The organism is Dyella sp. NPDC103356 (assembly GCF_055584465.1).
Window position 1 is genome coordinate 429,905 of sequence record NZ_JBVJLZ010000004.1, and the last position, 26,426, is coordinate 456,330.

Annotated in this window: 21 protein-coding genes; 9 read left to right on the forward strand and 12 right to left on the reverse strand. The window is 61.0% G+C overall.

What is annotated here, in order from left to right; translation table 11 throughout:
* Positions 1-18 precede the first annotated feature (18 nt).
* From ACZ6WW_RS11770 to ACZ6WW_RS11790, 5 genes are all read left to right on the forward strand, one after another.
* Positions 19-1,008, forward strand: coding sequence for a transporter family protein (locus ACZ6WW_RS11770; RefSeq protein WP_465274348.1), 990 nt, complete (start codon positions 19-21; stop codon positions 1,006-1,008).
* A gap of 437 nt (positions 1,009-1,445) precedes the next feature.
* Entirely contained in the window at positions 1,446-2,033 is a 588-nt protein-coding gene (locus tag ACZ6WW_RS11775) for a LemA family protein (protein WP_281850991.1), read from the forward strand.
* Between the two features lie 49 nt (positions 2,034-2,082).
* Complete coding sequence (locus ACZ6WW_RS11780; protein ID WP_465274349.1) at positions 2,083-3,987, forward strand: M48 family metallopeptidase; 1,905 nt, start codon at positions 2,083-2,085, stop codon at positions 3,985-3,987.
* A 107-nt stretch (positions 3,988-4,094) separates the two neighbouring features.
* On the forward strand, positions 4,095-4,838 hold the full coding sequence (locus tag ACZ6WW_RS11785) for a dienelactone hydrolase family protein (RefSeq protein WP_465274350.1): 744 nt from the start codon (positions 4,095-4,097) through the stop codon (positions 4,836-4,838).
* A gap of 149 nt (positions 4,839-4,987) precedes the next feature.
* Positions 4,988-5,224 carry a hypothetical protein gene (locus ACZ6WW_RS11790; protein ID WP_465274351.1) on the forward strand — a complete coding sequence of 79 codons (237 nt, stop codon included), beginning with the start codon at positions 4,988-4,990 and terminating at the stop codon, positions 5,222-5,224.
* A gap of 125 nt (positions 5,225-5,349) precedes the next feature.
* On the opposite strand, the gene ACZ6WW_RS11795 is transcribed toward ACZ6WW_RS11790, so the two are convergent.
* From ACZ6WW_RS11795 to ACZ6WW_RS11815, 5 genes are all read right to left on the reverse strand, one after another.
* The gene (locus tag ACZ6WW_RS11795; protein WP_281850987.1) at positions 5,350-5,595 is read right to left on the reverse strand and encodes a hypothetical protein; all 246 of its coding nucleotides are present in this window, start codon (positions 5,593-5,595) and stop codon (positions 5,350-5,352) included.
* 99 nt (positions 5,596-5,694) lie between these two features.
* The gene (locus tag ACZ6WW_RS11800; protein ID WP_465274352.1) at positions 5,695-5,919 is read right to left on the reverse strand and encodes a hypothetical protein; all 225 of its coding nucleotides are present in this window, start codon (positions 5,917-5,919) and stop codon (positions 5,695-5,697) included.
* 357 nt (positions 5,920-6,276) lie between these two features.
* Positions 6,277-6,459, reverse strand: a complete 183-nt coding sequence (locus ACZ6WW_RS11805) for a hypothetical protein (protein WP_281850983.1) — start codon at positions 6,457-6,459, stop codon at positions 6,277-6,279.
* Positions 6,460-6,633: 174 nt separating this feature from the next.
* Positions 6,634-7,083 carry a hypothetical protein gene (locus ACZ6WW_RS11810; protein ID WP_465274353.1) on the reverse strand — a complete coding sequence of 150 codons (450 nt, stop codon included), beginning with the start codon at positions 7,081-7,083 and terminating at the stop codon, positions 6,634-6,636.
* Positions 7,084-7,192: 109 nt separating this feature from the next.
* Complete coding sequence (locus tag ACZ6WW_RS11815; protein WP_465274354.1) at positions 7,193-8,068, reverse strand: SDR family oxidoreductase; 876 nt, start codon at positions 8,066-8,068, stop codon at positions 7,193-7,195.
* 159 nt (positions 8,069-8,227) lie between these two features.
* Between ACZ6WW_RS11815 and ACZ6WW_RS11820 the strand changes: the two genes are divergently transcribed.
* The gene (locus ACZ6WW_RS11820) at positions 8,228-9,130 is read left to right on the forward strand and encodes a LysR family transcriptional regulator (protein ID WP_465274355.1); all 903 of its coding nucleotides are present in this window, start codon (positions 8,228-8,230) and stop codon (positions 9,128-9,130) included.
* 526 nt (positions 9,131-9,656) lie between these two features.
* Here the strand turns inward: ACZ6WW_RS11820 and ACZ6WW_RS11825 are convergent.
* The 4 genes from ACZ6WW_RS11825 to ACZ6WW_RS11840 all read right to left on the reverse strand — a co-directional run bounded on the left by ACZ6WW_RS11825 (position 9,657) and on the right by ACZ6WW_RS11840 (position 15,327).
* The gene (locus tag ACZ6WW_RS11825) at positions 9,657-12,677 is read right to left on the reverse strand and encodes a TonB-dependent receptor (protein WP_465274356.1); all 3,021 of its coding nucleotides are present in this window, start codon (positions 12,675-12,677) and stop codon (positions 9,657-9,659) included.
* 397 nt (positions 12,678-13,074) lie between these two features.
* Entirely contained in the window at positions 13,075-13,785 is a 711-nt protein-coding gene (locus tag ACZ6WW_RS11830) for a DUF899 family protein (RefSeq protein ID WP_465274357.1), read from the reverse strand.
* A gap of 372 nt (positions 13,786-14,157) precedes the next feature.
* Positions 14,158-14,556, reverse strand: coding sequence for a nuclear transport factor 2 family protein (locus tag ACZ6WW_RS11835; protein ID WP_465274358.1), 399 nt, complete (start codon positions 14,554-14,556; stop codon positions 14,158-14,160).
* Between the two features lie 21 nt (positions 14,557-14,577).
* Positions 14,578-15,327 (reverse strand): SDR family NAD(P)-dependent oxidoreductase, encoded by a 750-nt coding sequence (locus ACZ6WW_RS11840; RefSeq protein WP_465274359.1) that lies wholly within the window; start codon positions 15,325-15,327, stop codon positions 14,578-14,580.
* A gap of 119 nt (positions 15,328-15,446) precedes the next feature.
* Between ACZ6WW_RS11840 and ACZ6WW_RS11845 the strand changes: the two genes are divergently transcribed.
* Together ACZ6WW_RS11845 and katG are read left to right on the forward strand one after the other, a co-directional pair.
* Positions 15,447-16,355, forward strand: a complete 909-nt coding sequence (locus tag ACZ6WW_RS11845; protein WP_465274360.1) for a LysR family transcriptional regulator — start codon at positions 15,447-15,449, stop codon at positions 16,353-16,355.
* Between the two features lie 233 nt (positions 16,356-16,588).
* Entirely contained in the window at positions 16,589-18,850 is a 2,262-nt protein-coding gene (katG, locus tag ACZ6WW_RS11850) for a catalase/peroxidase HPI (RefSeq protein ID WP_465274361.1), read from the forward strand.
* Between the two features lie 252 nt (positions 18,851-19,102).
* Here the strand turns inward: katG and ACZ6WW_RS11855 are convergent, their stop codons facing one another.
* From ACZ6WW_RS11855 to ACZ6WW_RS11865, 3 genes are all read right to left on the reverse strand, one after another.
* Complete coding sequence (locus ACZ6WW_RS11855) at positions 19,103-19,918, reverse strand: OmpA family protein (protein ID WP_465274362.1); 816 nt, start codon at positions 19,916-19,918, stop codon at positions 19,103-19,105.
* A 60-nt stretch (positions 19,919-19,978) separates the two neighbouring features.
* Entirely contained in the window at positions 19,979-23,950 is a 3,972-nt protein-coding gene (locus ACZ6WW_RS11860; RefSeq protein ID WP_465274363.1) for a YadA-like family protein, read from the reverse strand.
* 685 nt (positions 23,951-24,635) lie between these two features.
* Entirely contained in the window at positions 24,636-25,295 is a 660-nt protein-coding gene (locus tag ACZ6WW_RS11865) for a glutathione S-transferase family protein (protein ID WP_465274364.1), read from the reverse strand.
* A gap of 43 nt (positions 25,296-25,338) precedes the next feature.
* On the opposite strand from ACZ6WW_RS11865, the gene ACZ6WW_RS11870 reads away from it, so the two are divergent.
* Entirely contained in the window at positions 25,339-26,370 is a 1,032-nt protein-coding gene (locus tag ACZ6WW_RS11870; RefSeq protein WP_465274365.1) for a hypothetical protein, read from the forward strand.
* Positions 26,371-26,426 lie beyond the last annotated feature (56 nt).

The following is a 26,426-nucleotide window of genomic DNA, read 5'->3' on the forward strand; positions in this document are numbered from 1 at the left end:
AGGTTGAGAGAGCAACTGATGGTGTGGCCCCTGCTTCGGCTCGCTTGCGCGTTTGCCTGCTTTACCTGCGTGACGGTGGTATCGGCCCAGACAGTCGATACACCAGCGCTCGAACCGTCGTCGCCGGCGTCGCGCCAGGCCATGGACGATGCCTGGTGGACCGGCCCGATGCTGGCCAATTCGGCGTCGACCTTGCCGCAAGGGCACTGGCTGATCGAGCCCTATCTTTACGACGTCCATTCCACGCGTGCGGATAGTTATGGCTCGCGCGCGTATGTTCTGTATGGGCTGACGGATCGACTCTCCGTCGGTCTGATTCCGGTGATTGGCTTCAACACGGGCGGTGGCAGTCCCAACAGTTCGCATATCCTGTTGGGCGACTTCAGTGTGCAGGCGCAATACCGGTTGACGCAGTTCGAACCCGGTAGCTGGGTGCCGACGACTGCTATCGAAATACAGGAAACGTTGCCGACTGGCGCTTACGATCGTCTTGGCAGTAACCCGAATAACGGGCTGGGTAGTGGCGTTTACGCCACGACGTTGCAGTTCAACGCGCAGACTTATTTCTGGATGCCGAATGGTCGCATTTTGCGTATGCGGCTTAATCTTGCGCAGACCGTTTCCGGTTATGCGGATGTCGATGGGGTGAGTGTTTATGGGACGGGGCGCGACTTTCGTGGGCGGGCGCGGCCGGGTAATGCGTTCAATGTGGATTTGGCTTGGGAGTACAGCGTGGTGCGGTCGTGGGTGTTAGCGCTTGATCTCACGTATGCGCATAGCAGTAGCACGCACGTCTCCGGTTACGACATGACGAATGTCAATGGCCTTTCCTATCCGACGCCTTTTCGTGCCAGTTCTGGTTCGCAGTCGGCGTTTGGTATTGCGCCTGCGATTGAGTACAACTGGTCGCCCAATATTGGGGTTTTGCTCGGCACTCGCGTTATTTTTGGAGGGCGTCGTGTGACTACGACGGTTACGCCGGCTGTGGCGCTTAATATGGTGTTCTGAGTGGAGAAGCTTTTGACGTGACGGCCTCGTTCTCGCCTGAGTGTTCGGGCGGCCCGGCCGACTATTCGAATCGTCAGGGGGCACTTCCTGCGCTTCTGAGGTAAGCCGAGTCTGTGCGCGAGGTGTCGTGGCGGTGAGGACTTAAAGCGTGCCCCCTCACCCCCGGATCAAGTCCGGGGCAGGCTCTAGCCCTCTCCCCCGGCGAAGCCAGGGGAGAGGGGACTGACTGAGGCGAACCTTCAACACTGCGAGCCTTTGCTCCCTCTCCCCTGGCTTCGCCGGGGGAGAGGGTTGGGGTGAGGGGGCTGGGTGCTCGCGAAAGCCTTTCCCACTCGACACTCGCTCCTCTCCACTCACTCCTCGCCCCGTCGCCCCTCCAAACCCCCATGCTATCCTCCGCCCCGTCTGGCGCAGCATGCGTCATCAGGGGGACTTCCATGGGATTGGTTATTTTTCTGGTCATCATCGTTGCGATCATTTTTTATGTCGTAGCGCTCTATAACGGCCTGGTGACATCACGTAACGGCTACAAGAATGCGTTTGCACAGATCGACGTGCAGCTGACGCGTCGCCACGATCTGATTCCCAACCTGGTCGAGACCGCCAAGGCCTATCTGGCGCACGAGCGCGACACGCTGGAAGCGGTGGTGAAGGCGCGCAATACGGCGGTTACCGATCTGTCCGGCGCCAAGGCTAATCCGGGCGATCCCTCGGCGATGCAGCAGCTTGCCGGTAGCGAAAACGCGTTGACGCAGAGCCTGGGCCGGCTGTTCGCATTGAGCGAATCGTATCCGGACCTGAAGGCCAATCAGACGATGATGCAGCTCTCCGAAGAGCTGACATCGACCGAGAATCGCGTCGCGTTTGCGCGTCAGGCGTACAACGATGCTGTCATGACGTACAACAACCGGCGCGAGGTCTTTCCGGGTTCGTTCGTCGCCAACAGTTTCAGCTTTCAGCCGGCCGAGCCGCTCGCCCTTGAGAATCCGGCGGCACGCGAAGCCCCCAAGGTTTCCTTCAGCTGATCGACCTGGCCGTCGCGCTGACGCGTGACGGCCGCCCTGGGGAAACGCGATGGATTTCTTCGCTCAACAAGCGCGCGTGCGCGGCAGCAGCCGTCGCATGGTGTTGCTGTTCGTGCTGGCCGTGGTGGCGATCGTCGTTACGGTGGATATGGTGGTCTGGGTCATGATGGCGCGCCACGGTCTGGCCCATACGGGCTGGGCAAGTCGCAGGCTGCTGCCACTGACTACAATCGGCATGCTGCTGGTGATTGGCGGTTGCGCGATGTATCGCATCATGAGTCTTTCGAGCGGCGGCAAGGCGGTTGCCGAGAGCATGGGCGCGGTGCGCGTTTCGCCTGACACGCACGACCCGCAGCTGCGTCTGTTGCGCAATGTGATCGAAGAGGTAGCCATCGCATCGGGCTCGCCGGTGCCGGACATCTACCTGATGCAGGACGAGCCGGGCATCAATGCATTTGCCGCGGGCTACTCGGTGTCGGACGCGGCTGTCTGCGTGACGCAAGGCTGCCTGGACAATCTCACCCGTGACGAACTGCAGGGCGTGATCGCGCATGAGTTCAGCCATGTGCTCAATGGCGATATGCGGCTCAACATTCGCTTGATCGGTTTGCTGTTTGGCATCATGGCCTTGGCGGTGATCGGCAGGCAGCTACTTAATTTCGGCAATGTCCGTTTCGGTCGCCGCGGTTCGGACGGTCGGGTCTGGGTGATCGGCCTGGCGCTGCTTGCCGTCGGCTATATCGGTTATTTCTTCGGCCGGTTGATCCAAGCCTCGGTAGCCCGTTCGCGCGAATCGCTGGCGGACGTCTCGGCAGTGCAGTTCACACGGCAGACTCAGGGCATTGCCGGTGCGTTGAAAAAGATCGCGGCCCTGGGCGATGGTTCGCGCCTGCAGGCCGCCAATCGCCACGAAGTCGCGCACATGCTGTTTGGCGAATCCGATGCGCCGGGATTCTTTGACGGCTTGTATGCCACGCATCCGCCGTTGATGAAGCGCATCCGCAGCCTCGATCCGAGTTTTCGCGAATCCGAGCTGGAAACGATTTTCAGCGCGATGCAGGACGCAGAGGCCGCGCGTGCCCGAGCGTTGGAGCGCGAGCCCGAGGCAACGGCATCGCCTTCGAACCCGATACCGTTCACGCCGGGTGCCGCGGTCGTCGCCGCGCCTTTGATTACCGAGCTTGGTGGCGGTGGGGCGAGTGCGGCGGCCGCCGTTTCACCGGCCTCATCGTCGGCCCTGATCCAGGCGACCAAGCAATCGGAGTCGGCGCTGGCGCTCATGTTCGCTATCGTCCTGTCGCCACAGGACGCGTTGGCAGCGACGCAGCGTCGCTCGATCGCCAGTGCGTTCGGCGATGACATGCAATACGCCGTTGCCGGATTGGCGGAGCAGGTGAAAAGTCTCGCGCCCGGCAAGCGCATGAGCCTGCTTGCCTTGTCTTTCCCGGTACTCAAGCAGTTGCCGGAGGGGCGCTTGCAGACCTTTCTGGATACGTTGGAAACCGTCACGCGAACCAACAGTCAGGTCGGTCTGGAAGATTACTGCCTGGCGCGGTTGATGCGCTTGCAGTTGTCCGAAGCCCTGCATCCGCGCAGTGCTCCTGTCGATGGTCAAAAGAAACTACCCGCATGTATCGCGAGTGCTTCGTTCGTCATCGCCATCGTCGCCGCGCATGGCAGTAGCGACGATGCGGCTGCACGGCGTGCATGGCTGCTGGCGATGGCCGACGCCTTTCCGGGTAACGCGCAAGCCTGGCAAACACCGCCCCTGGACTGGCAGCTGGCCCTGGATCGCGCGCTGGGTGAACTCGACGGCTTGATGCCGGCGGCCAAGGACATCTTCATCCAGAGTCTGGTCCGCGCGATCCGCGCCGACGACAAGATCACGCCCGAAGAAATGGCGCTGTTGCGAGTGATCTGCGCCAGTCTTCATTGCGTCATGCCGCTGCATTAATACGTATCCGGCAGCTTCCCGGCGGGCCGCAAGCTCTTGCTGTTGTATGAGGATAGCCTCATATATCTATAATGCGGCATTTTCCCCAATCCCCGGAGATGCCGCCGATGTCCCGTACCGACGTTGTTATCAAGACCCGCGATGGAAACTGCCCGGCCTCGTTGTTCACGCCAGCCGGCACCGGCCCGTGGCCTGCTGTCGTTTTCTATATGGACGGCCTGGGCATTCGCCCGGCGCTGTGGGACATGGCCCAGCAGCTGGCGGATACCGGCTATGTGGTGCTGTTGCCGGATCTCTACTACCGCGAGGGCGGCTACGAGCAGATGGTGCCGGCCGAGGTGTTCGCCGATCCCAAGCAGCTGGAAAATCTGATCCGCATGATCGGCACCCTCAGCCGTGACCGCAAAGTATCCGATAGCGCGGCCTTCATCGAGTTTCTGAAGGGACGTCCGGAGGTCAAGGGTGAGCGTTTTGGTGGCACCGGCTACTGCATGGGCGGCAACGTCGCACTGACGGTCGCGGGCGAATACAAAGACGCATTCGCCGCCATCGCATCGTTCCATGGCGGCGGCCTGGCGACGGACCAACCCGACAGCCCGCACCTCTTCGTCAAGGGCATCACCGGTCGCGTCTATGTCGCAGGTGCGGTGGAAGACGCACACTTCACCGACGCGCAGAAGGCCGAACTCGGAAAGGCGCTTAGCGTCGCGGGCGTCGAGCACATCGTCGAAACCTATGCCGGCGCGCACCATGGTTTTGCCGTGCCCGATCACCCGGCATTCAATGTCGAGGCGGCCGAGCGTCATCACCAGGCGCTGGCCAAGCTGTTCGGCGAAGCGCTGGCAGCCTGATAGCGGTACTTGCATAAAAGGGGACGGCGGTTGCGCCGTCCCCGGTGCGTTTTGGGCCAGTTGCCGTAAAAAACTATTTACGCGATTTATACGATGCAGGCCGTTTTGCGATAGCGCATCTTTATGCCGCCCCGCTTCATCATATCGGTATGGCGATCCTACAAGGCTCCTACACGGGTATGCGCAGTATTGGATTCATTGCGGCGGCTGATCTGTTTCTGTTGGCACTCTTCGAATTGCTGCACGCCGATGGCGGTGACGCCAACATGTGGCGTGGTATCGCCTTGAGTGCGCTTTATCTATGCGTCTGTCTCGGGCGCCGGCGAGCGATGTCGTCCTCGCCATCATCGATCACCGCCGGGTTTTCGCACCGCCTGATCAAATAGCGTTTCGACGTGCAGAAGGCTTGCAGCCGGGAGCCTCAAGCCGGGTAAGCGGGCAGCGACTGCGTGCCGAAGGGCACCGGCTGCAAACCTTCTGCACGTTGGCGAATGGCTCGAACGCTTGGCGGTTAACCCGCGACAAGCGACAACAGGTTTTCAGGCGGGAGCCCGGCGCCGCGGCGCTGCAGGATCGCCTCGATGCGCTTGCCGACCCAGCCGCGGTCGTCACTGCTTGCACCTTCCAGCAGGTTGCCAGCCAGGCCGGAAAACTCCATCCAGAATTCCGGCTTGTCGGGATATTCCTTGAGCAGCACGACGACGCTGGCGTCGAGGTGAACCAGATCTTTTTCGATCGTCTCTCGGGTCTTCGGCATACATGGCTCGTTGTCTGGGTGATCAGGGCATGCCAAGGCGTTGCCCGGGCAAAACCATGCCCTCCACCATACGCCTTGCGCGGCGATTTTTCCGAGCGATCAGCTGCCTTTTTTCTTCAACCGATAGGTCGAAAGGCGCACGACATTGTCCGGCAACGGCGGTTCCTGGCGCGCACGTTCTGCAAAACGTTCCGAATCGGCAACCAGGCTGGCCAGGAAGCGTTCCTGGGTGACCTGTACGGGGTGCGCGTACCATCGCGAAAGCGCGTGCAGGTCGCGCGGCAGCGCTTCGGCGAGTGGCAGGAACGTGTAGTCGTCATTCATATCACGGATGTCCTCTATCCGAAGGTTGGTGCCGGCTAGTGTCTGCTGGGAGAGGCATCGGCGCTCGGCACATTGCGTTTGTCCGACTTGCCCAGCGATGCCGCCTCATCGATCGCGGCGACAGCACTGTCGTGCCACGGGGTGGAACCGAAGCGCCCCGGCACGGTGGAACCGTCGAGCGTGAGACGCCACTATCCTCGCCATAGACCCAGCAGGTTCGGGCCGTCCGCCCAAACTTCGACCAAGACGGTGGACATGCAGCCCCCTCGCACGATCTGGTTCGATCGTGCTTTCAAATGAAGCAGATGCAACGCCAGCCGCGGCGATCCGCCAAGAGGCGGGGCGCCCGTAATCGACTTAGCGTGGGCGCCGCGAATTGGGCGGCAGCGGACGCGGCGGTGGCGTACCCGGATGAGAAGGATCGCGCCGCATATGGCCAATGGGGACATACACAGCTTTCTCGCTGGGCTTGCCCAGCGACGGCCCCTGATAGATCGAGTGGATGGTTTCGAGCGTCAGCGACTTCGGCGGTCGGGTCATAAGCTTGCCTCTATGAAGGATCGCCCTTTGCAGGCAACTCAGAGGCATGAGATGGATGTGCTGTCTGAGGCGTCGAGCAAGCGATAGTGGCCCGACGTATCCCCCAGACTCCTCGCTTGGCCGTTATGCCGATGTTATTCGATGCGTGGCAGGGACTTAGAAAACACTCCGCCTTCAGCCTGGCGGTTTTCGCTTGCGCAAGCGCTTGGCGTTGCTCTTGGCGCGTTCGCCAAAGGGTTTCATGCCTGCATCGACGATCCGTGCCGCGTCGCCCCATGCGCCGGATGCCGCCTGCGCCATGGCGGCGCCGTCGAACTGGCCATGCATGGTCCAGCCCGGCTGTTTGATCCACCGCATCGTGGCCGACCAATACGCATCGCCCGTCATGATGGAGATGGCCAGCAGAGAATCCTGCGCGGCATCGAGTTTCTCTCCCACCATGCGCTGCAGCTCACGCTGATCCGATGCCGATGGATTAGCTCCCATGCTGCCCATCCAATGGCTGCGTCGAGCGATGACTTCGCCCGAAGCGATCATCATGTCGGCGGTACGGATGCCGACGTTCCACCAGGCCAGCCAGGGATGGGCGAGCTTAAGGGGCTTGCGGGGGGAGCGCGCTGACATGGCGCGGACCTTAGCAGGCTTGGCGTGAATAAGCTTCCATTGTTCCGAGCAGTTGCCCGAATGGATCGAGCAACTGCGTCGGAACATCAGGCGTGGATGGCTATGGCGCTCAGTTCTGCCAGCTTTGCGCGGTTTCGATCGCAAAATCGCGATAGGAGCGCGGCGCCCGCCCAAGCAATGCAGTCAATCGCTGAATATCGGCAGCGCTGCCTGCCGCACCGTCTTGTTGATACCGGCGCATCATCAGTCGCAGGTCGTAAGCCTTCCAGCTTGGCGCCACCGTCGCCAGCTGCTTCTCGAACGCATCGAGATCGTCGCCGAGGTAACGCACGGGGCTTGAAAGCGCCTCGGTCCATATCTGAGCAAGCGTCGCGCCATTCAGGCTATCGGGGCCAACCAGTTCGTAGAGCTCACGCGGCAGCGGCACATCGGCCTGTGCGCGACGCAACAGCTCTTTCACTGCCGCGTCGGCGATATCGCCGGTATCGATCATCGACACACCTTTGCCACCGATGGGCGACACATACAGGCCGGCACCGAGCAACGGGCCCTTCAACGTGAGGTCGTTCTGAAAGAAATACGACGGACGCAAGACGGTGGCAGGCAAATCGAGCTGCTCGATCATGCGTTCGACGGCATGCTTGGCAGTGAAATGCGGGACGTCCGTGTAGACATCGCTACGCGTCACCGAAAGATAGACGATGCCGCGTACACCGGCTTCGCGAGCGAGGCTAAGCGTATTGATCGCCTGGGTCAGTTCGTCAGAGCCGTTGGGCACCAGCAGAAACAGGCTGCTGACGCCTTGCAATGCCGCACGCATCGCCTCGACATCCATCAAGTCGCCTTTGACCGCAGTGACGCCTTGCGGAAAGTGCGCCTTTTCCGGCGAGCGAGTGAGCGCGCGCACCTCGGCGCCGCTGGCGGCAAGTTTCGCGATCACCTGGGAGCCGATCGTACCGGTGCTACCTGTAACGAGAATGGTCATGAGAGTTCTCCTGAGAAAGCGTATGAATGGGGCATCCCACAACCGCGATCGTTCGTTCCTGAGGCGGTGTGCTGTCCCTTGACGCCCATGCTAGGCGTTTCACCGGTGGTGCATAGACGCTAAGATCGGGACGGGTCGTCTCATATATGGAACCACCTCATGGATCTGTCGGCGCTCTCGCTTTTCAATCTGGTCGCCACGCACGGTGGTTTTGGCCGCGCCAGTCGCGCCACCGGCCAGCCCAAGGCCACCTTGTCCCGGCGCGTGCGCGAGCTGGAGGAAAGCCTTGGCGTGCGCCTGATTGAACGCGGTTCGCATTCGCTTCGGCTTACCGATGAAGGCGCGCTATTGCATGCACGTACGGAAAGCCTGCTCGGAGAAATCGCCGAAGTCGGCCAGGATGTCAGCGCGGGTCCGGGGCGTGCACGCGGGCGATTGCGCGTAAGCGCGCCCGTCTTCTTTGCGCATTCGGCGATGGGCCGCGTCGCCGCGGGGTTTGCGGCGGCCTATCCCGAGGTGCAGTTGGAAGTGATAGCGGAAGATCGCTTTACCGATCTGGTCGAGGACGGCTACGACATCGTCATCCGCGTCAATCCACGGCGCGACGAAAACCTGGTCGGTCGTTGCTTTCTCAAGGCGCCATTGGTCGTTGTTGCGTCCGCATCCCTGCACAAACCCAGGCAGGCGACCGGCAAGCGCGCTGCGGAAACCGTTCCGGCGATATTGCGAGCCGGCATGCCCGAGCCGGCCGTCTGGAATGTCTCGGACGGCCGCAGGGACCTCAGCTTTCATCCCCGCGGCATCATGTGGTTCTCCACACCGCTGCTGATCCGCGATGCCGTGCGTGCCGGCGCGGGGGCGGCCCTGCTGCCGCGTTCCGTCCTTATCGACGAGCTGGCCAGCGGTGAACTAGTCAGTTGGGGCACCGCGAAGGAAGGGCATGTCGAAGCCTGGGTGCTGCACGCATCGAGGCGTCTGGTCAGTCCAAAGGTGAGCGCGTTTGTGAACTATCTTTGTGATTTTTATGCTGAGGCTTCGCATCGGCACCCGCATCGGACGTGATGATGCCTTGCGGGCCGAGTTGGGATGGATAGTCCACGTTCCAATCCGGCCGGCTTTCCGTGGCGTGTTGAGTATCTGCAGGCGGTGAATATTGCTGGTTGACGTTTGCGGACTGGGCATGAAGGGTCGTCAATGTGCTGGCTATCATTGCGGCGCCGATAAGTAAGGCTCGGGCCGTTGTCATGTGCTTAGTGCTTTTCATGTTTGGTTTTCCGTCGATAAGTGGCCACCACTGCGGCCGGCATGCTTAGTAGGCCGCTTCGACTTATCTCGGATGTGTCTTGGGTGCTGCGAAAAGGCATCGAAATGTATCGCTGTAGGAGGTTCATACACTCCGATACACATCGAATGGTTTGAGGCGCGTTGAAAAGCCCCCCTCACCCCAACCCTCTCCCCCGGCATAGCCAGGGGAGAGGGAGTCAGGCCAGGCAAGTGCGAAACATTGAGGCTCCCTCAGTGAGCCCCCTCTCCCCTGGCTATGCCGGGGGAGAGGGTTGGGGTGAGGGGGCGCTCCTGCACGAACACCTCAATAATCGTAACTCGCACTCAACCGCACATAGCGCGGCTGCTGACGCTCAACGGCCGAGCCATACAACGGATCCGGTGTCCCAGGCGAAATCTGGTAGAACGGATACGCATTGAGAATCGTCTGCGAGTTGAACACATTGAAGATGTTCAACGAAAACGCCAGCTTGCCTTCGCCGAATGCCGGGCGATAGGTGCCGCCCAGATCCACCTGCTTGTTCCACGGCAGGCGATGCGTCCCCGGCGGCGACGGTTGGCCGCCGCACCAGTGATAGAAACTGCCGTAGCCATCCGGGTCGGTCTGTTGCGGGCCGTAATAGCCAAGGCAATTGCGCGGATTGCCGGAGACCAGCTGGATGTTTCCAGAGACCTGCCATTCCGGTGTGATCTGGTAGTAGCCGAACAGTTTGATCTGGTGTGTGTGGTCGTTGCTCTGCGCACCGTTGCTGGAGGACATCAGCGCTGGGAAGTCCCAGTCGATGCTGGTCGATGCCGCCGTCTGCTGGATATCCGAGCGTAACTGTCCTTCGGTGTCGCCGTAGCTGCGCGAGAAAACGTAATCGATCTTGCCGTACCAGGTGCCGTCGAAGGGATGTTCGAGAAAGGCTTCGAGTCCGTAATACTTGCGCTTGAGCGTCGGGAAGCCCATCTCGACATTGCTCAGCGTAACGTTACGGTACGCGCCGGTGTTATCAACGACGGTAAACGTGTTGGCGCGGCCGGGATTGATCAGGTAGCAGCTATTGGTTGCCTTGACGTTGTAGCCCAGGGCCGCCGCCTTGTTTTCGATCGTCGGCACATCGCAGTAGTCGTCGATGCCGCTGCGCAAGACACGTTGCGTCAGCTTGGCGCCATAGACCCATTGGCTGTCGATCGACTTGGTGAAGCCGAGGATGAACTCGTCCTGGTATTCGGGCTTGAGGTTCTGTGCGGTTACCGTCTTGGGATCGGGTAGGACGCCATAGGTATTGTTCGGCGAGACCGCATTGGAGAACGGCGTCAAACCAGTCGGCGTACCGTCCGCCGCGATACCCGAGTAAGTGAAATACTGCTGCGTGGCCACGTATGCGCCCGCGGCGTTGAGTGCCGGATTCAAGGGCAGGCCAAGGTAATAACGACCGGCATTGCCGTAGACCTTGAAGCTGGCATCGCCATTGACGTCCCAGCTGAAGCCCAGTCGCGGGGCCCATTGCGGCCGCGTCTGGCGGATATACGACTGCGCGTCGGCGTTGTAGTCGGTGAACTGATCGTTGCGCAGGCCCAGCGACAGCAGCCAGCGATCGTTGAGCTGCCATTTGTCTTCGATGTACTGCGCGCGCTGTGCCGAGCGCACGCTGGCGATCGAGCTGTTGACGTACTGGATCGCGTAGTAGCCCGAACCGCCATTGGGATAGTTAGCCGGCGCACCAACGCCAAGGTTGGGAATCAAGGCGACGCCGGGCGTTGTCGTATAGGCGTAGTCCCAGTAATAGCCGGGGCCCGAGGTCTGGCTACCTTGCGCGATCGCACGCGAGTTCTGGTTGTCCAGGCCGACCGAGATCATGTGCGCGCCGAGTTGGTAAGTCAGGTCGACGCGCAGATTGTTGCTGGTGTCGTGGCGATCGGGGTTGTACAGCGACTGCGTAATCTGCCGATTGCCGATCGACGTACCGCCGTTCAAGGCGGGGTTCTGGTTCTGGATATCGGCCAGATACGTGAGGCTGCCGTCATAACCACCCGGTGCGTCATAGTTGACGTTGTTCATCTTGCCGTAGGTGGCGCTGAAGGTCAGCGCATCGGTGATGTAGCTGGTGAACTTGGCTGTATAGAGATCGCCGCCCGTCTTGATGTTGTCGGCGTAGTTGATGAAGTTGCCGCGCTGAAGCGTGTTGTAGTTGTAGCCGTAGACGCTGCCCGATGTGCGCTCTTTGTTCGACGCACCGGTCAGCTCGAGAATGTTGCTATCGGTAATGTTCCAGTCGAGCTTGCCGTACCACTTGGGCAGAGTGTCGTGGTAGCTCACATACGGCTGCGCTTTGGACACGTTGTTTACGGTGGTGCCATCCTGCCGTGACGCTTCGGCGGCAAGAAACAGAAACAGCTTGTCCTTGATCAGCGGGCCACCGACATAGGCGTCGTAGGTGGTGGTCCATTGGCGATTCTTGCTGTTGGGCGCATAAAGATTGCCCGCTACCGGCGAAGCGGGCAGGCCTTGCGTATAGAACGTATCGGTGCCGTCGGCGCGCGCAAATTCCGGCTCCCACAGCACCTGTGCGCCAAAATGCCATTCGTTCGTTCCGCGCTTGCCGACCATGTTGATGACGCCGCCATCGGAGCGACCGTACTGCGCGCTATAGCCGCCGGTATAGATTTCCTGCTGATCGATCGCGCCATACGGCAGCGTGATACCGCCCAGGCCGCGTTGCGGATCGGTCGTGTTGAATCCGTTGATGTAGTAGGCATTCTCGCTGGCCGCGGACCCGCCGAAACTGACCAACGATTGCCCGGTGCGGCCGGTATACCCGCCGCTGTTGTTCACCACGCCAGGCGCCAGCAGCGCGATGGCTTCGGCTGAGCGGCCGAGTGGCAGGCGCGCCAGTTCCTGCGAGGTCACCACGGTACGCGAGTCGACGCTGGTCACGTCGATCGGCGGGATAGCGGTCGCATTGACCGATACGCCACCCAGATCCTTGGTTTCGGGCGCTTGAAAGGAAACTTCCGTGCCGGTACCGACGCGCAAGCTTACGTCCGCGCGTGAATCGACCACGTTGCCATCGCGCAGCAGCGATACGGTATAGGTACCGACCGGCAGTTCGGAAGCCACGTAGCGCCCGCGGTTATCCACGTTGACCACGCGGGTGATGCCGGTCGAACCCTTGATCTGCACGGATTCGCCGTTGCCGGCGGGGACCTGACCGAAGATGCTGCCGGTGGTGGACTGGGCATGCGCACCTGGCGCGACGACGGCCAGGGCAGCGGCGATAACGATGGCGCTCGCTTTGAGCCTGGGGAAATAAAGCGTGGGCAAATAGGTAGTTTTCAAGGCCATTCTTCGAACTGGGGAGGGCAGCGATACATGTCGCCGATCAATCAAGCTGCCAAAGCCATCCCTGCCGCCTTGCCGTGGGCAGGGAGCTGGCGCACTCGTCGTGATTGCTGCGATGCAGCGTGACGTAAACGTAACATGTCACGACAGGCGTATAGACGGCTAAACGACATGACTTGTCCGCATGTCGATAGAACGGGGGGTTCTTACGGTGTTGCTCGAAGCCCCCCTTACCCCAACCCTCTCCCCCGGCAGAGCCAGGGGAGAGGGAGTCTAGTTGCGCAAGTGCGAAACACTGAAGCCGCCTCAGTCGGCTCCCTCTCCCCTGGCTCTGCCGGGGGAGAGGGCTGGGGTGAGGGGGCGCAAGAAGCGATGCGAAGCGAGCCTGTAGCTCTTAATCGGCGTAATCAAGCCTCGGATACCAATGCGGATCACGCCCCTCAGGCGTCATATCCAGCACCGTCCAGATCGGCATCAAGTCGGGCGCGCCGCGCGGATCCTGCCCAGGATCGGAGGTCTCCATTCCCATCTCTCCGGACCAGAAATGCCGAATAGTCCCGTCGCGCCGGGTAAACACATTGACCGCGGCATCGTCGCCGCCGTCCTCGCCGATACCGTGGTAGTCGCGGCTGAAATGGCCGTTCGTATCGGAATACAGGTGAAGTCCGCGCCAGCCGCGCTGCTGCTTGAACGCGAGCAGGCGATCGATCGGCGATCGCGCGACGACCGCCAGCGCAATACGCTGCTCCATATCGCGGGCTTCGCCATCCCACGCGCTGAGCATCGACGTGCACATCGGACACGGACGTTCGCGCTGCGGGCCGTACATGAAGCTGTAGACGACCAGGGTCTGTTTGTTGCCGAACAGCGTCGCGAAATCGCAAGGCCCGTTTTCGTCTTCAAAGCGATAGTCGCCGATGACTTCGCCGCCGGGCGGCAGGGCGCGTCGTTGTTCCGCGACACGTTCGATATGCCGCCGCAACTCGATTTCTTCGGCCAGCAGTGCATTGCGAGCCTGGCGATAGGCATCGCTTTCGTTGGGAAAGGTCATGCCGTTGCGCTTGGCAAGCTCAACAGCCGGAATAAGAGGTGAGGTATGCGCCATGAACGATCTCCAGTGGAAGACGGGCGCCAGCGGTCACAACGGACGCCCTGTCTATCCGACGAATGGGAGATCGGGAAATCGACATATCAGACCAGCATCGATCCCAGGGTGAGCAGGCAGGCCAGCGAGCAGGCGGTGAACAGGCTACGCAGCAGCAGGTTTTCGAATTTCATGATCGTTCTCCGTGAGTGGTTGGGCTTTCACGGTAGAGATGGCAAGAGGCGTGCCAAGGTTTAAAAGAGTCAAAAAACCGCATGGTTGAGCCATTTCACGGACGATGGCCTGACTGCTGTCCAGCGTCCGCGGACAACTCGGCAACTGACCGGACAGGAGATGGCGGACAGTTGCCGGGTTCCGCGGACACGTGAGCGTTCAGACGTCCTTGGTGAATGCGCGGTACGCCGCTAGCGTATCGAGCGATTCGCGCAGCAGCTTGATCTTTCCGTCCTGCATGACCAGCCGCCCGGCATACGTCTGGCGGTACAGCTTGCCGGTAGAAAGCACCTGCGCCTCGATGCTGTATTCGGCAAAGACCTGGTCCGCCGTTTCGATCAGGATTTGCACGTTCTTGAAGCGGAAGTCCGGAACATTCGTCAGCAAGCCGGCAATGAATTTCTCGATGGCCGCCGGCCCCTGCGCACGTGCATCGATACCCATCGACGAGAGTGCCGGTAATTCAAGGACGCCGTCTTCGGCGAACAAGGCGGCGACCGCCGCCGGGTCCTGGATTTCCGCCAGATAGGCTTGCAATAACTGAGTAGGGGTATGCATGACAGTCTCCTGAAGTCGTAGTCAGATTTGCGCGGCTCCGCCATCGACGAACAACTCGATGCCGTTGATAAAGCTCGCGTCGCTCGACGCGAGGAACGCCACGACCTTGGCAATTTCTTCAGGTTCGCCAAGCCGCCCCATCGGGACCATGCTGGCCAGGTGATTGAACAAGCCTTCCTGATGTTCCGCGGGTACCAGACCGGCCAGGCCGGGCGTACGTACCGGACCAGGGCTGACGACATTGACGCGAATGCCGCGCGCCTTCAGATCAAGCAACCAGGAGCGGGCGAAGTTGCGTACCGCCGCCTTGCTGGCGCTGTAGACGCTGAAATTTTCGGTGCCTTGCACCGTGGTGGTCGAGCCATTGAGGATCACCGCGCCGCCGTCGACCAACAAAGGGAGCGCCTTCTGCACGGTAAACAGCACGCCCTTCACGTTAGTGGCGAAAATGCGGTCGAAATGCTCCTCGGTAATCGCGCCCAGGGGCAGCATGTCGCCGCCGCCGGCGTTGGTGAACAGCACATCGAGGTGGCCAGCCTCGCTTTTGATCTGCGCCATCACGCGATCGAGATCCTGCAGATTCGACGCATCCGCGCGGATGCCTGCCGCCGCATGGCCGATCGCGGCAACGGCCGCATCGAGTTCGTCCTGGCGACGACCCGTGATGTAGACCTTGGCACCGCGGGCAGCCAGCTCCTGGGCCGATGCCAGGCCGATACCGGTGCTCGCGCCGGTGACTAGTGCAATCTTGTTCTTCAGCGACGTATTCATCGATTTTCCTTGGGTTCGGGATAAACGGCTTGATGCCGATGTCACCAAGTTAGGCCTCGGGATTTGTCTGATAAAGTCGATATAACAATCTTCTTTATCCACCTGTATGGACAATCGCCATGGACCAGTTGCTGGCTATTCGTGCTTTCGCCCGCGTTATCGAAGCCGGCAACTTCACCAAGGCAGCCGATTCCTTGCAGCTTCCCAAGGCCACGGTCAGCAAGCTGGTGCAGACGCTGGAAACGCATCTGGGCGTGCAGCTGCTTCAGCGCACGACACGGCGCGTGACAGTGACGCCGGACGGCGCGACGTACTACGAGAAAAGCGCGCGGGTCATCAAGGAGCTGGAAGACATCGACGGGAGCTTTAGCGCGGCCCAATCGCGACCACGCGGTCATCTTCGTGTCGATCTTGGCTCTTCCGTAGCCGATCGCCTGTTGATACCCGCGTTGCCCGAGTTTCTCGCCCGCTACCCCGACATACGCATCGACCTGGGTGTATCCGATCGCCATGTCGATCTGATCGGCGACAACATCGACTGTGTGATTCGCGGCGGCGCGCTGACCGATCCCGGCCTGATCGCACGAACGATCGCGCACGCACGATGGATTACCTGCGCGTCGCCGCAATATATCGACAGATACGGCGTGCCGAAGCGCCCCGAGGACCTCGATACACCGGCGCACCGGGTGGTGAACTATCTATCGGCGCGCACGGGGCGCATTCTGCCGATGCGTTTCGAGAAAAGCGGCCGTCGGCTCGAGATCGCCGCGCGGCATGTCGTCGGCATCAACGAAAGCAACACCCATTTCGCCGCCGGACTGGCTGGCCTTGGGGTTATTCAGACCTTCGCGTTTGTCGCACGCGATGCCGTTGCCCGCGGCGAGCTGCGCGAGGTCTTGTCGACATGGCGCCCCAAACCTTATCCGCTGCACCTGGTCTACCCGCCGAATCGTCATGTGTCCAATCGGTTACGCGTATTCATCGACTGGGTGGCGGAACGATTCGAATCGCAGCTTTCCGGCTAAAAACGCAAGAACCGAGTTTTTGACATGGCTTGAGACAGGGAACCGTGGCTCGTTGACATAAGTTTTACGGTAATTCTCTCGCCGCGCGTCATACTCGTACAACGCATGCCATGACTTCCCTAAGCCGGCAGGATCGCCGGCACGGGATGACAGCTAGCGTCCCCTCGATGAGGGCGTCACTGAAATCTTATTTCGTAGAACTTAGCTAAGTTGATCTTCCCAAGGAGATTGCCATGTCTAACGAAGCAAAGTGTCCGTTCAACCACGCCGCCGGCGGCGGTACCACGAACCGCGACTGGTGGCCTAAACAGCTGCGGCTCGACCTGCTCGCTCAGCACTCCAGCAAATCCGACCCGCTCGACCAGGGCTTTGACTACGCCAAGGCGTTCAAGAGCCTCGACCTGGCGGCGGTGAAGAAGGATCTTGCGGCACTGATGACCGATTCGCAGGACTGGTGGCCCGCGGACTTCGGGCACTACGGCCCGCTATTTATCCGCATGGCCTGGCACAGTGCTGGCACCTATCGCATCGGCGACGGGCGTGGGGGCGGTGGGCGCGGCCAGCAACGCTTCGCGCCGCTGAACAGTTGGCCGGATAACGTCAGCCTCGACAAGGCGCGCCGCCTGTTGTGGCCGATCAAGCAGAAATACGGTCAGAAGATTTCCTGGGCCGATCTGTTCATCCTCAGCGGCAACGTTGCGCTCGAGACCATGGGCTTCAAGACCTTCGGTTTCGCTGGCGGGCGCGAGGACACCTGGGAACCGGATCTGGACGTCTACTGGGGTAACGAGAAAACCTGGCTGGGCGGCGATGTCCGCTACGGCAAGGGCGCCGCCGGCGACGCAGACGGCGAAGGCGTGATCGTGGCCGACGAAGAGTTGCACGGCAGCGAGCGCAGCCGTACCGACAGCGGGCGCAACCTCGAAAATCCGTTGGGCGCGGTGCAGATGGGTCTGATCTACGTCAACCCGGAAGGCCCGGACGGCAACCCGGACCCGCTTGCCGCAGCGCACGATATTCGCGAGACCTTCGGGCGCATGGCCATGAACGACGAGGAGACCGTCGCGCTGATCGCGGGCGGCCATACCTTCGGTAAGACGCATGGTGCCGGACCCGCCGACAATGTCGGGCCCGAACCGGAGGCCGCTGATCTCGAACATCAGGGCCTGGGCTGGAAGAACAGCTTCGGTACCGGCAAGGGTGGCGACACGATTACCAGCGGTCTGGAAGTCACCTGGACCGCGACGCCGACGAAGTGGGGCAACGGCTTCTTCGAGAACCTGTTCGGCCACGAATGGGAACTGACCAAGAGTCCTGCCGGTGCGAACCAATGGGTCGCCAAGGATGCCAAGGCAACCATTCCGCATGCGCATGATCCGTCGAAGAAGCTGCTGCCGACGATGCTCACTACCGATCTTTCGCTGCGCTTCGATCCGGCCTACGAGAAGATCTCGCGTCGTTTTCTGGAGCACCCCGAGCAATTCGCCGATGCGTTTGCCCGCGCCTGGTTCAAGCTGACCCACCGCGACATGGGGCCGCGCGCACGCTATCTGGGCCCGGAAGTGCCGAGCGAAGAATTGACCTGGCAGGACCCCATTCCGGCCGCCAATCACCCGCTCGTCGATGCGCAGGATGTCGCTTCGCTCAAGCAGAAGATTCTGGCGTCGGGACTGTCCGTCTCACAGTTGGTGTCGACGGCCTGGGCATCGGCATCGACGTTCCGTGGTTCGGACAAGCGCGGCGGCGCCAATGGCGCACGCATTCGCCTCGCACCGCAGAAGGATTGGGAGGTCAACCAGCCCGAGCAACTGGCAAAGGTGCTCAAGGCGCTCGAAGGCATCCAGAGCGAGTTCAACGGTGCGCAGTCCGGTGGCAAGAAAATCTCGCTGGCCGACTTGATCGTGCTCGCCGGCAGCGCGGGTGTCGAACAGGCGGCGAAGAACGCGGGCCATTCGGTGACCGTCGCTTTCACGCCGGGCCGTGCGGACGCTTCGCAAGCGCAGACCGATGTGGAGTCGGTAGCGGCACTCGAGCCGATTGCCGATGGCTTCCGCAATTACCTCAAGGGCAAGTACCGCGTCCCGGCCGAAGCGTTGCTGATCGACAAGGCGCAATTGCTCACGCTGACCGCGCCGGAAATGACGGTGCTGATCGGCGGCCTGCGTGTGCTGAACGTGCATGCCGGAAAGGATGCGCATGGCGTGTTCACGCAGAAGCCCGAAGCGCTGACCAACGACTTCTTCCGCAACCTGCTCGACATGGGCACGGAATGGACGCCGCGTTCGGCGGGGCCGGGCGTGTTCGAGGGACGTGATCGCAAGACCGGTGCGGCAAAGTGGACCGGTACCCGCGTCGACCTGGTGTTCGGTTCGCATGCTCAGCTACGTGCATTGAGCGAAGTCTATGCAAGCGCGGACGCGCAGGAGAAATTCGTCCGCGACTTCGTCGCGGCCTGGGTGAAGGTGATGAACCTGGATCGGTTCGATCTCGCCTGACAGGGAAGAGTAATCCACTCCTGCGGTGGCTGAGTCAGCCACCGCAGGAGTTCCCATCGTTGGTACTAAGGAATCTCCAAAACCTCCCCTATCCGTCGTCCCGGCGAAGGCCGCACAAGCGCTCGCGCGCAGAACGCCCGAAGGGGCGAGCGAAGCGAGTAACCCAGTGCCTTGCGCTTCAACGTACTGAAGACGCTGGACCCCGGCGTTCGCCGGGGCGACGATGGAAACCGAGGTTAATCACGCTTCGCACTAGTCGACTCTTACCTCGACACGCCGGTTGGGCGCCAGGCATGCCTTCAACTGTGCACGAGGACCATCAGGGCAATCCTTCACCGGATTGCTCTCACCTCGTCCTTCGGTCTGGATCTTGCTGGACGGCAATCCGTCTTCGACAAGAACACCCTTCACGGCATGTGCTCTGCGTTCGGACAACTGCTGGTTGCTCGCCGTGCTGCCAAGACGATCCGTGTATCCGGTGACGTTGATGCTGTGCACTCGTGCGATGTGCTCATGCAATTGCGTAGCCACGCCGGCCAATGCCTTTCTTCCCTCGGGTGAAATATCCGCCTTGCCAAACGCAAAGAGCGCATCGGCCGAAAGCGTGAACTGCTGCGGAGCTTCTTCTTCCTTAGGCGGCTGGGAAACTACCTTCGGCTCTTCAAGCAGCGCAGCGCACGACTCGGGTTTCCAGTAGAAGCTGCGCGCGACCTTGCCATCGTCGAACAGCACCTTGTACTGACACACCGTCACTTCGTCGCTATCGGGCTTGCGGAAATTGAACACGTAGTTCCACTCGCGCACGCCCCACACGCCTTCGCTGAAATGCGGATAGCCGATCAGGTCGGAGACTTGCTGCTTGTTGAGGCCCGCGCGCATCTGCCGCAAGTTGGCCAGGTTCGGGAACGTACCGCCCTTGTGCATGGGTGTAACGCTATCGGGCGCCGGCCACACCAGTTCCCCGGCCGAGTGCCCATTCTTGGCCACGTCGTGGCTGACGTTGCCGCAGGCGGCCAGTGCGAGTGTGGCGGCGATCGCCACGGTGATCTGTTTCCATGACTTATGCATATCGATGACTCCTCGATGCTTTCGGGAGGCGCCCCGGCGCTTGGCGCCGGGAGGCGCCCATTACCAGACCACGCCCGCGCCCACGCCCGCGCCGGCATCGCCGCGCGAGTTAGTGGTGGCGTTGAGCTTGAACACGTAGCGGCCGCTCTCGGTGATGGTGGACACGCCGACGGCAATGCCCGATTCACCGTGGAAGCTGCCCAGCGCCACGGCTGCGGAACTCTGGTTGGGCTGATACGCCTGCGGCAGGCTCGCCATCGCCATTGCCGAGGCGATGCCGGCATTGGCACGATTGCCGATGCGATTGAGTTCCTGGTCCACGCCCTGAAAGCGCTGGTCGACATAGTCCTTCGACCAGTTCTTGGCGGCGTTAATGGCATCGTCGAGCTGGCTCACGTTGACCGCATCGGTGGGGTTCACGCCTGCCGCGACATTGGTGATCGTGCGCTCATGACCTGCCGAGCCCACCGACACCGAATTGGCCTGCGTTGCCTGCGAACCTGCACCGATCGCGACGCTGTTGTCGCCGCTGGCGGTGGAGCCGGAGCCGATGGCCGTACTGTTATTGCCCGATGCGTTGGAACCGGCACCCGCCGCGGTCGAGTTGCTGCCCGTGGAGGACGCAGGCGTGGTGTTGTCCGTGCTGGTCTGGAACGTGTTGTTTACCGTGTTGGTACCGCCACCACCACCGCCCGGCGGCAGGTTGTTGACGACGTTGGCGAGGTTGTTGAACTGCGTCCAGAGCGAGCCCAGCGACTGGTTGGTGGCATACAGCTGCGAGCCGTTGATCGCATCCGTACTGCTGCCGCTGATGCGGCCCGCCGCCAGGTTGGTGAGTGTGCGCTCCGCACCCGCGCTACCTATGCTTACCGTCGATCCTGGCGTTGTGCCGGCGAAGTTGTACGTCACGCCATCGAGTGCGGTGCTGGCGGTACCCACCGCCGCATCGGTCTGTGATCCGGAACCCAACGCTACGCTGCTTGCAAAGGCCGCCTGCGACCCCGCGCCCAAGGCCAACGCCTGGATGCCATTGGAGGTGGCATTGGTACCGAGCGCTACGCCGTCGGCGAGATTGACGGTGGCGTTCTGGCCGATCGCTGTGCCGCCCGGTGCGGTCTGCTGCACGATCGCGCCGTTGCCCATGCCGATGCCGTTATCGCCATTCACCGTGGTCTGCGGACCGATGGCGACCGATTCCGCACCTACTGCCAACGAATCGGATGCGGTGGAGTTGGCGTGGAAGTACTTGATCGGCGTGACCGAGAACGAACTCATCGCGCCCTTCAACTGGCGCAAGGTCACCGCATCCTGATCCTGCGTGCCGTCCGCCACGTTGGTGATCTGACGGAAATCGGTTGCGTTGCCGACCGAGACCGCACCGAGCAGATTGCGGTCGGTGGTGTTGTACGGGATGGTGTTGGTGCCCACGGTGATGGAGCCGGAAGTCGGTGCGATGGCCCGGTCAGACACAGCGCCTGAGCCCAGTCCTACGCCGCCCAGTACCGAGGCACCGCTGTTCTGACCCAACGCGGTGCCGCTGTCTGCGGTCGCCGTAGCACCCACGCCCGCTGCAAGCGCGTTGAGGCCGGTGGCTCCATCGTTGGCGAAATTGCCTCCCTGCACGCCGTTGTCGTTGACGCTGTAGTAATGCGTGGCGTTGGCAATGACATTGTTGTTGAGCGTGTCGATCGCCTGGTTGGTCGCGAACAACTGCGAGCCGTTGATTGCGTCCGTGCTGTTGGCGTTGACTTGTCCCGCCGCCACGTTGGTGATCGTGCGCGCATTGCCCACGGTGCCCACGCTTACCGTGCTGGTCGGCGTCGCGCCGGCATAGGTATAGGTCGTGCCCGCGATCGTGCCGCTACCTGTCTGCACTACGGCCCCTGTGGCCGAACCGGCACCCAGCGCTACGTCACCCGCGTTGGTGCCGGCGGTGGCGCCATTGCCGATCGACACGGCATTGGCCGTGCTGGCGGTGGAGACCGGTCCTATCGCCACGCTATTCGTACCGGCCGCGTTGGAGTCGGCCAGCGTGGAGTTGGCGTGGAAATACTTGATGCCGCCGCCGCCATCCACCGCGCCATCGATCTGATTGAACACCTGTTGCAGCGAAGTGTATGTATTGCCGCCGTAGGTGACGCTCGTCGTTATGGCGCCGGTCGTCGGGTTGTAGGTGGTGCCGCCGCCGATGCTGGTGGCGATGGTGTTGCCGAGGTTGGTGACCGTGGTGCCCACCGCAGTCACCGCCTGGTTGGTCCCAAACAACTGCGAGCCGTTGATGGCATCCGTGCTGGAGCCACTGATCCGGCCCGCGGCGACGTTGGTGATAGTGCGTTCCGTGTTCAACGCGCCCACGCTCACCGTGCTGGTCGGGTTGGTGCCGGCAAAGGCATAGGTGTTGCCGTTGATGACGGTGCTCGGGGTGCCCACAGCAGTCGCCGTGGTCGAGCCGGAACCTAGTGCGACATCGTTCGCATTGTTGGCAACGGCCGCATTGCCGAAAGCGACCGCGCCAGCGGCCAGTGCACTGCTGCCGTTACCCAGCGCCACCGAACCGACGCCCTGAGCATTGTTGTTGTTGCCGATGGCCACCGCGCCATTGCCATTGGCGGTGTCGTTGGCACCCGTCGCCACGGCACCGTTGCCGTTGGCGGAGTTCGGATCGCCGATCGCGACCGCGCCGTTGCCATTGGCAATCTGTCCTTCACCGAGCGCCACGGCGCCGGTGCCGCCGTTCACGCGCGAGTTGTGGCCGCCGGCGATGGAGCCCGTACCTGCCGCGGCAACCACGGTGTTGGTGTCGCCGATCGCGACGGTGGAGACCGCTTGCGCTTGCGAACCAACGCCGATGGCCGTGGTGTTGTTAGCGGTTGCCCCGCTGTCGCCCACAGCAACACTGTTCAGACCCGACGCAATCGTAAAGTTGCCGAGTGCCACCGAACCCACCCCGCTGGCAGTGACATCAATGCCTACCCCAATGGCATTGTTTGCCGTCGCGCCGCTGCCGGCGATGCCGCTGGCACGCGACCCCAGGTACATCGAATTCACACCGGTGGCCAAGGCCTGCCTGCCGATGGCGATAGCATCGGTCTGGCTTGCGTTTGCCTGCAGACCCATGCCGATGGAATACGTGCCCGAGGCGTTTACATCCGTACCGATGGCTGTGGCCGACTCGGCCGACGCGCCAGTGCCGGTGGTGCGAGCACCCAGATAGATCGCATTGAGAGCCGTTGCATCGGCTTGCCAACCCACGGCGGTCGCATGGGTGGCCGTGCTTTGCGACGACAGTCCCACTGCCGTCGCTCCGTCGGAGGCGGCAAGCGTAAAGGCACCCAAGGCGGTTCCCTGACCCGTGGTGGCGAGCGCAGAGGCACCGAGAGCAACGGCATTGATGGCGCCTGTCGCTTTGGCCGAAGGGCCGATAGCAACGCTGTTGGTGGAGTTTACGTCGACGGAACTCGACGTGCCGAAAGCTATGGCGTTACCGGCGACGGCTTTCGCAGTGGCTCCAAACGCAATGGAAGCGTTACCGGAAGCCGTGACATCAGTGCCGATAGCAATGGCGCTACCGGCTAACGCGCCCGTACCAGCAGCGGTACGCGCTCCGATATAAATAGAGTTGATAAAGGCCGCATTGGCTTGAAAGCCAACGGCTACGCCGTTCTGTCCCGTACTTTGTGCGGCGTATCCCACCGCAAGCGCACCCAGTACGGAAGCGTTGGAGATCGAGCCCAGTGCAGTCGCTCCGACCCCGCTGGCCGTGGCGCCCAAGCCCATGCACGACGCGGTGCTGTTATAAGCGTTATAGGGCGCTGGGTTGCAGTCCACCGATTGTGCGTGTGCCGGCAAGACCCAGCCGATCCCGCCCGCTGCCGCCAGCAAGATCAAGATGCCCGGTCGTGGCCGCGATAGCGATAAGCGCCCGGTCGCTTGCTGTCTCTGCCCACCACTGGAATGGGACGAGGCCAGCTCCGAAACCACCACGAGCTGATTCAGCGCGCGGCTCCATATCTTTCGATAGATCTTGTTCATGCCTGACTCCCTATATGGCTGGTTTGGCATCGGGGATACGGTCAGGACAAAGTGCAGGGCGCAAAAGACCTGTCGCGCATGCGTCGAGCCTGAGCGCAGGACAAAAAGAGCCCGCGCTCACGCTATGGCATGAACGTTTTTTGAAAAAGCCAAAAAAATCTAATCGATGCGCTCGGCTACTTAAGAACCTGCTCGGCCCCTGTTTTAGTGTCGAAACTCAAACGAAACGGCATGACTGGGGAAATCGGCCTGATTCGCTTCGTTCTGCTGGTGCGACATCCCTATTTTTCAGCCACACGCTCCACGCACTCCCGATTGAGATGCGTGGGATCCCTTAAAACTGAAGTTCGGCTGTCGCGCTCAGAGAATGGCACTAGAAGAAGAACTTTGTGAGTAGTAATACATAAGACAAATATGAATTACATCACAGTTTGTCACGATCTATTTTATTTTTGGCTAACGCATTAACAGGCAATGCCGAAAATTTCTCGATTCGTGTCGGAGTGACTGCAGTCACGACAGCTTGCGATAAGAATGCGTGTATAAACACGGATTGACGAAAGTCGTTCCGCGACGATTGCATTAAAGTAATAACAGTGGATAGTTCTGATTAATTCGTAATAGCTGCCGAATAGAAGGGCCTGCTCTACGGCACTCATTCGAGCCGGCAGCGTCACGAAAAAAGTCAGTCGCGGTCAGGGGCGCCCAAGGGAAAGAGCGGTCGGTAGGGGCGTGCTTCATCCACCGCGCGCACCACGGAAGGCCGTGCCAGCAGGCGTTTCCGATACGCAATGACATGCGCAAACGACGTGTCGATACGGTGCGACCAGTCCGCATAAAACAGGAACGGTGCGGCACCGCAGTCGGCCAGAGTGAACTGGTCGCCGGCCGCCCATTCACGGTTGGCCATCACCTTGTCGAGCCAGCCATAGGCGGTTTCCAACATGCGTCGGGCTTCGGCCAGGCCGTAGCTGTCGTGCTCGCCTTCAGCGCGCATATGGTCGAACACGATCTTTTGCTGCGGAGTGGAGATGTAGTTATCGAAGAAGCGATCCATATGGCGCACCTCGAGTGCGGCACGCGAGTCCGAAGGCAGCAGCTGCACGGGGCCAGGATGATACAGGCCGAGGTATTCGATGATCGTGGTGGCCTCCATCACCGTACGGTCGCCGTCCACCAGTACGGGAAAGCGCCCGATCGGCCACATCGCTGCAAATTCCTTCAGTACCTCGGGGTTTTCACCCGACAGCAGGCGCCATTCGAACGGGGTGCCGTTCTCGTAGAGCGCAATCAATGCCTTCTGGCTGTAGGAGGAAAAAGGATGGGCGTAGAGCTTCGGGATCATGGGGGCCACCGTGGTTGGAAGAGTTTCTTCCATGAGATGACGAATGAGATCAGGTAATATCGACAATGCTGTTGCGATATTCAGTTTTGCCTTAACGGGCTGTGTTCATATCGGGCTTTGGATGGGAGAACAGACTTTGCGTCGTATCGCCGGCTATGTGCTGGTCGTCGTTGCTTGCCTGCTATCAGGGTGTTGGCCGTTTGCAGTCCCAAAAGAAGTTGTCACCTACACGGTCGCGTTCGATGCCGACGGCCAGCACTACGAAAAGACCGTCAGCTATGCCTGTTACTTCATCAACATCCCATTGACCTCGGGGCGCGGCGCAACATGGCGTACGAATGAGATTCGGACCTCGATCCGAGGATCGCTATCTGATGGCTCGAAATATCAGATTGTCCAGATCAACCACAACTCCTGTGTGGAGAGCCCCGAGGATAAAGTTCAATCGCGAATTTACGTGCAGCGAACTTCATCGGAAGCGCCGCTGGTAGACAGTTTTGATGCTTTCCGGAAGCATTCGGCGGCGCATACGATCATCATCGATCGTTCAAGCCTTACCGTTAAGAGTGACGGTATGGCCCCCTATTACTGGGCGCGTCAAAAATGTTGCGCAGAGCCATCTGGCGCACCGCCGGGCATGTTCTACCACACCATCAGCGCGAAACTGACGCCGTTCCATGATCCTGTATGGGCGAAAAGAGATTTCTACAATACGGGTGAGGATATCCGCCTGCTGAAAAGCCAGGTGTCCCAGCCGGTACTCGATTTTCACCCAATGAACGCAACTATCTCGGAAACGCGCGCCCAGGTCGACTTTGATGGAGGTATCTGGAGGATCGGCTCGTTTCAGTCGGATCAGGCGGCACCGTGGAATCCCGATCCACAGGTGAGCGGCGATAGAGCATTTGGCATGAGCGGGCTCGGCAACATCCCAGAGCAATCAGTCGACCTCGAAGGAACGCCGATACGGGTACATGTGGGGTTGGAGAGAGGTTTTTATAAAGATCGTGTATCCGGTCAAGTGGCCATTGTCTTCGACGAGATCGCTATCCTTAACTTCAATGAACGCGATTAGTCCTGCCAGCGGTCGATAAGATCCCGATATCTCGCTCGACTCAATCGCATTGACTC

Bases quoted from the DNA above. Each gene is read 5' to 3' on its own strand.
- ACZ6WW_RS11770 (WP_465274348.1), top strand. From the start codon at position 19: ATGGTGTGGCCCCTGCTTCGGCTCGCTTGCGCGTTTGCCTGCTTTACC.
- ACZ6WW_RS11775 (WP_281850991.1), top strand. From the start codon at position 1,446: ATGGGATTGGTTATTTTTCTGGTCATCATCGTTGCGATCATTTTTTAT.
- ACZ6WW_RS11780 (WP_465274349.1), top strand. From the start codon at position 2,083: ATGGATTTCTTCGCTCAACAAGCGCGCGTGCGCGGCAGCAGCCGTCGC.
- ACZ6WW_RS11785 (WP_465274350.1), top strand. From the start codon at position 4,095: ATGTCCCGTACCGACGTTGTTATCAAGACCCGCGATGGAAACTGCCCG.
- ACZ6WW_RS11790 (WP_465274351.1), top strand. From the start codon at position 4,988: ATGGCGATCCTACAAGGCTCCTACACGGGTATGCGCAGTATTGGATTC.
- ACZ6WW_RS11795 (WP_281850987.1), bottom strand. From the start codon at position 5,595: ATGCCGAAGACCCGAGAGACGATCGAAAAAGATCTGGTTCACCTCGAC.
- ACZ6WW_RS11800 (WP_465274352.1), bottom strand. From the start codon at position 5,919: ATGAATGACGACTACACGTTCCTGCCACTCGCCGAAGCGCTGCCGCGC.
- ACZ6WW_RS11805 (WP_281850983.1), bottom strand. From the start codon at position 6,459: ATGACCCGACCGCCGAAGTCGCTGACGCTCGAAACCATCCACTCGATC.
- ACZ6WW_RS11810 (WP_465274353.1), bottom strand. From the start codon at position 7,083: ATGTCAGCGCGCTCCCCCCGCAAGCCCCTTAAGCTCGCCCATCCCTGG.
- ACZ6WW_RS11815 (WP_465274354.1), bottom strand. From the start codon at position 8,068: ATGACCATTCTCGTTACAGGTAGCACCGGTACGATCGGCTCCCAGGTG.
- ACZ6WW_RS11820 (WP_465274355.1), top strand. From the start codon at position 8,228: ATGGATCTGTCGGCGCTCTCGCTTTTCAATCTGGTCGCCACGCACGGT.
- ACZ6WW_RS11830 (WP_465274357.1), bottom strand. From the start codon at position 13,785: ATGGCGCATACCTCACCTCTTATTCCGGCTGTTGAGCTTGCCAAGCGC.
- ACZ6WW_RS11835 (WP_465274358.1), bottom strand. From the start codon at position 14,556: ATGCATACCCCTACTCAGTTATTGCAAGCCTATCTGGCGGAAATCCAG.
- ACZ6WW_RS11840 (WP_465274359.1), bottom strand. From the start codon at position 15,327: ATGAATACGTCGCTGAAGAACAAGATTGCACTAGTCACCGGCGCGAGC.
- ACZ6WW_RS11845 (WP_465274360.1), top strand. From the start codon at position 15,447: ATGGACCAGTTGCTGGCTATTCGTGCTTTCGCCCGCGTTATCGAAGCC.
- katG (WP_465274361.1), top strand. From the start codon at position 16,589: ATGTCTAACGAAGCAAAGTGTCCGTTCAACCACGCCGCCGGCGGCGGT.
- ACZ6WW_RS11855 (WP_465274362.1), bottom strand. From the start codon at position 19,918: ATGCATAAGTCATGGAAACAGATCACCGTGGCGATCGCCGCCACACTC.
- ACZ6WW_RS11860 (WP_465274363.1), bottom strand. From the start codon at position 23,950: ATGAACAAGATCTATCGAAAGATATGGAGCCGCGCGCTGAATCAGCTC.
- ACZ6WW_RS11865 (WP_465274364.1), bottom strand. From the start codon at position 25,295: ATGATCCCGAAGCTCTACGCCCATCCTTTTTCCTCCTACAGCCAGAAG.
- ACZ6WW_RS11870 (WP_465274365.1), top strand. From the start codon at position 25,339: ATGAGATCAGGTAATATCGACAATGCTGTTGCGATATTCAGTTTTGCC.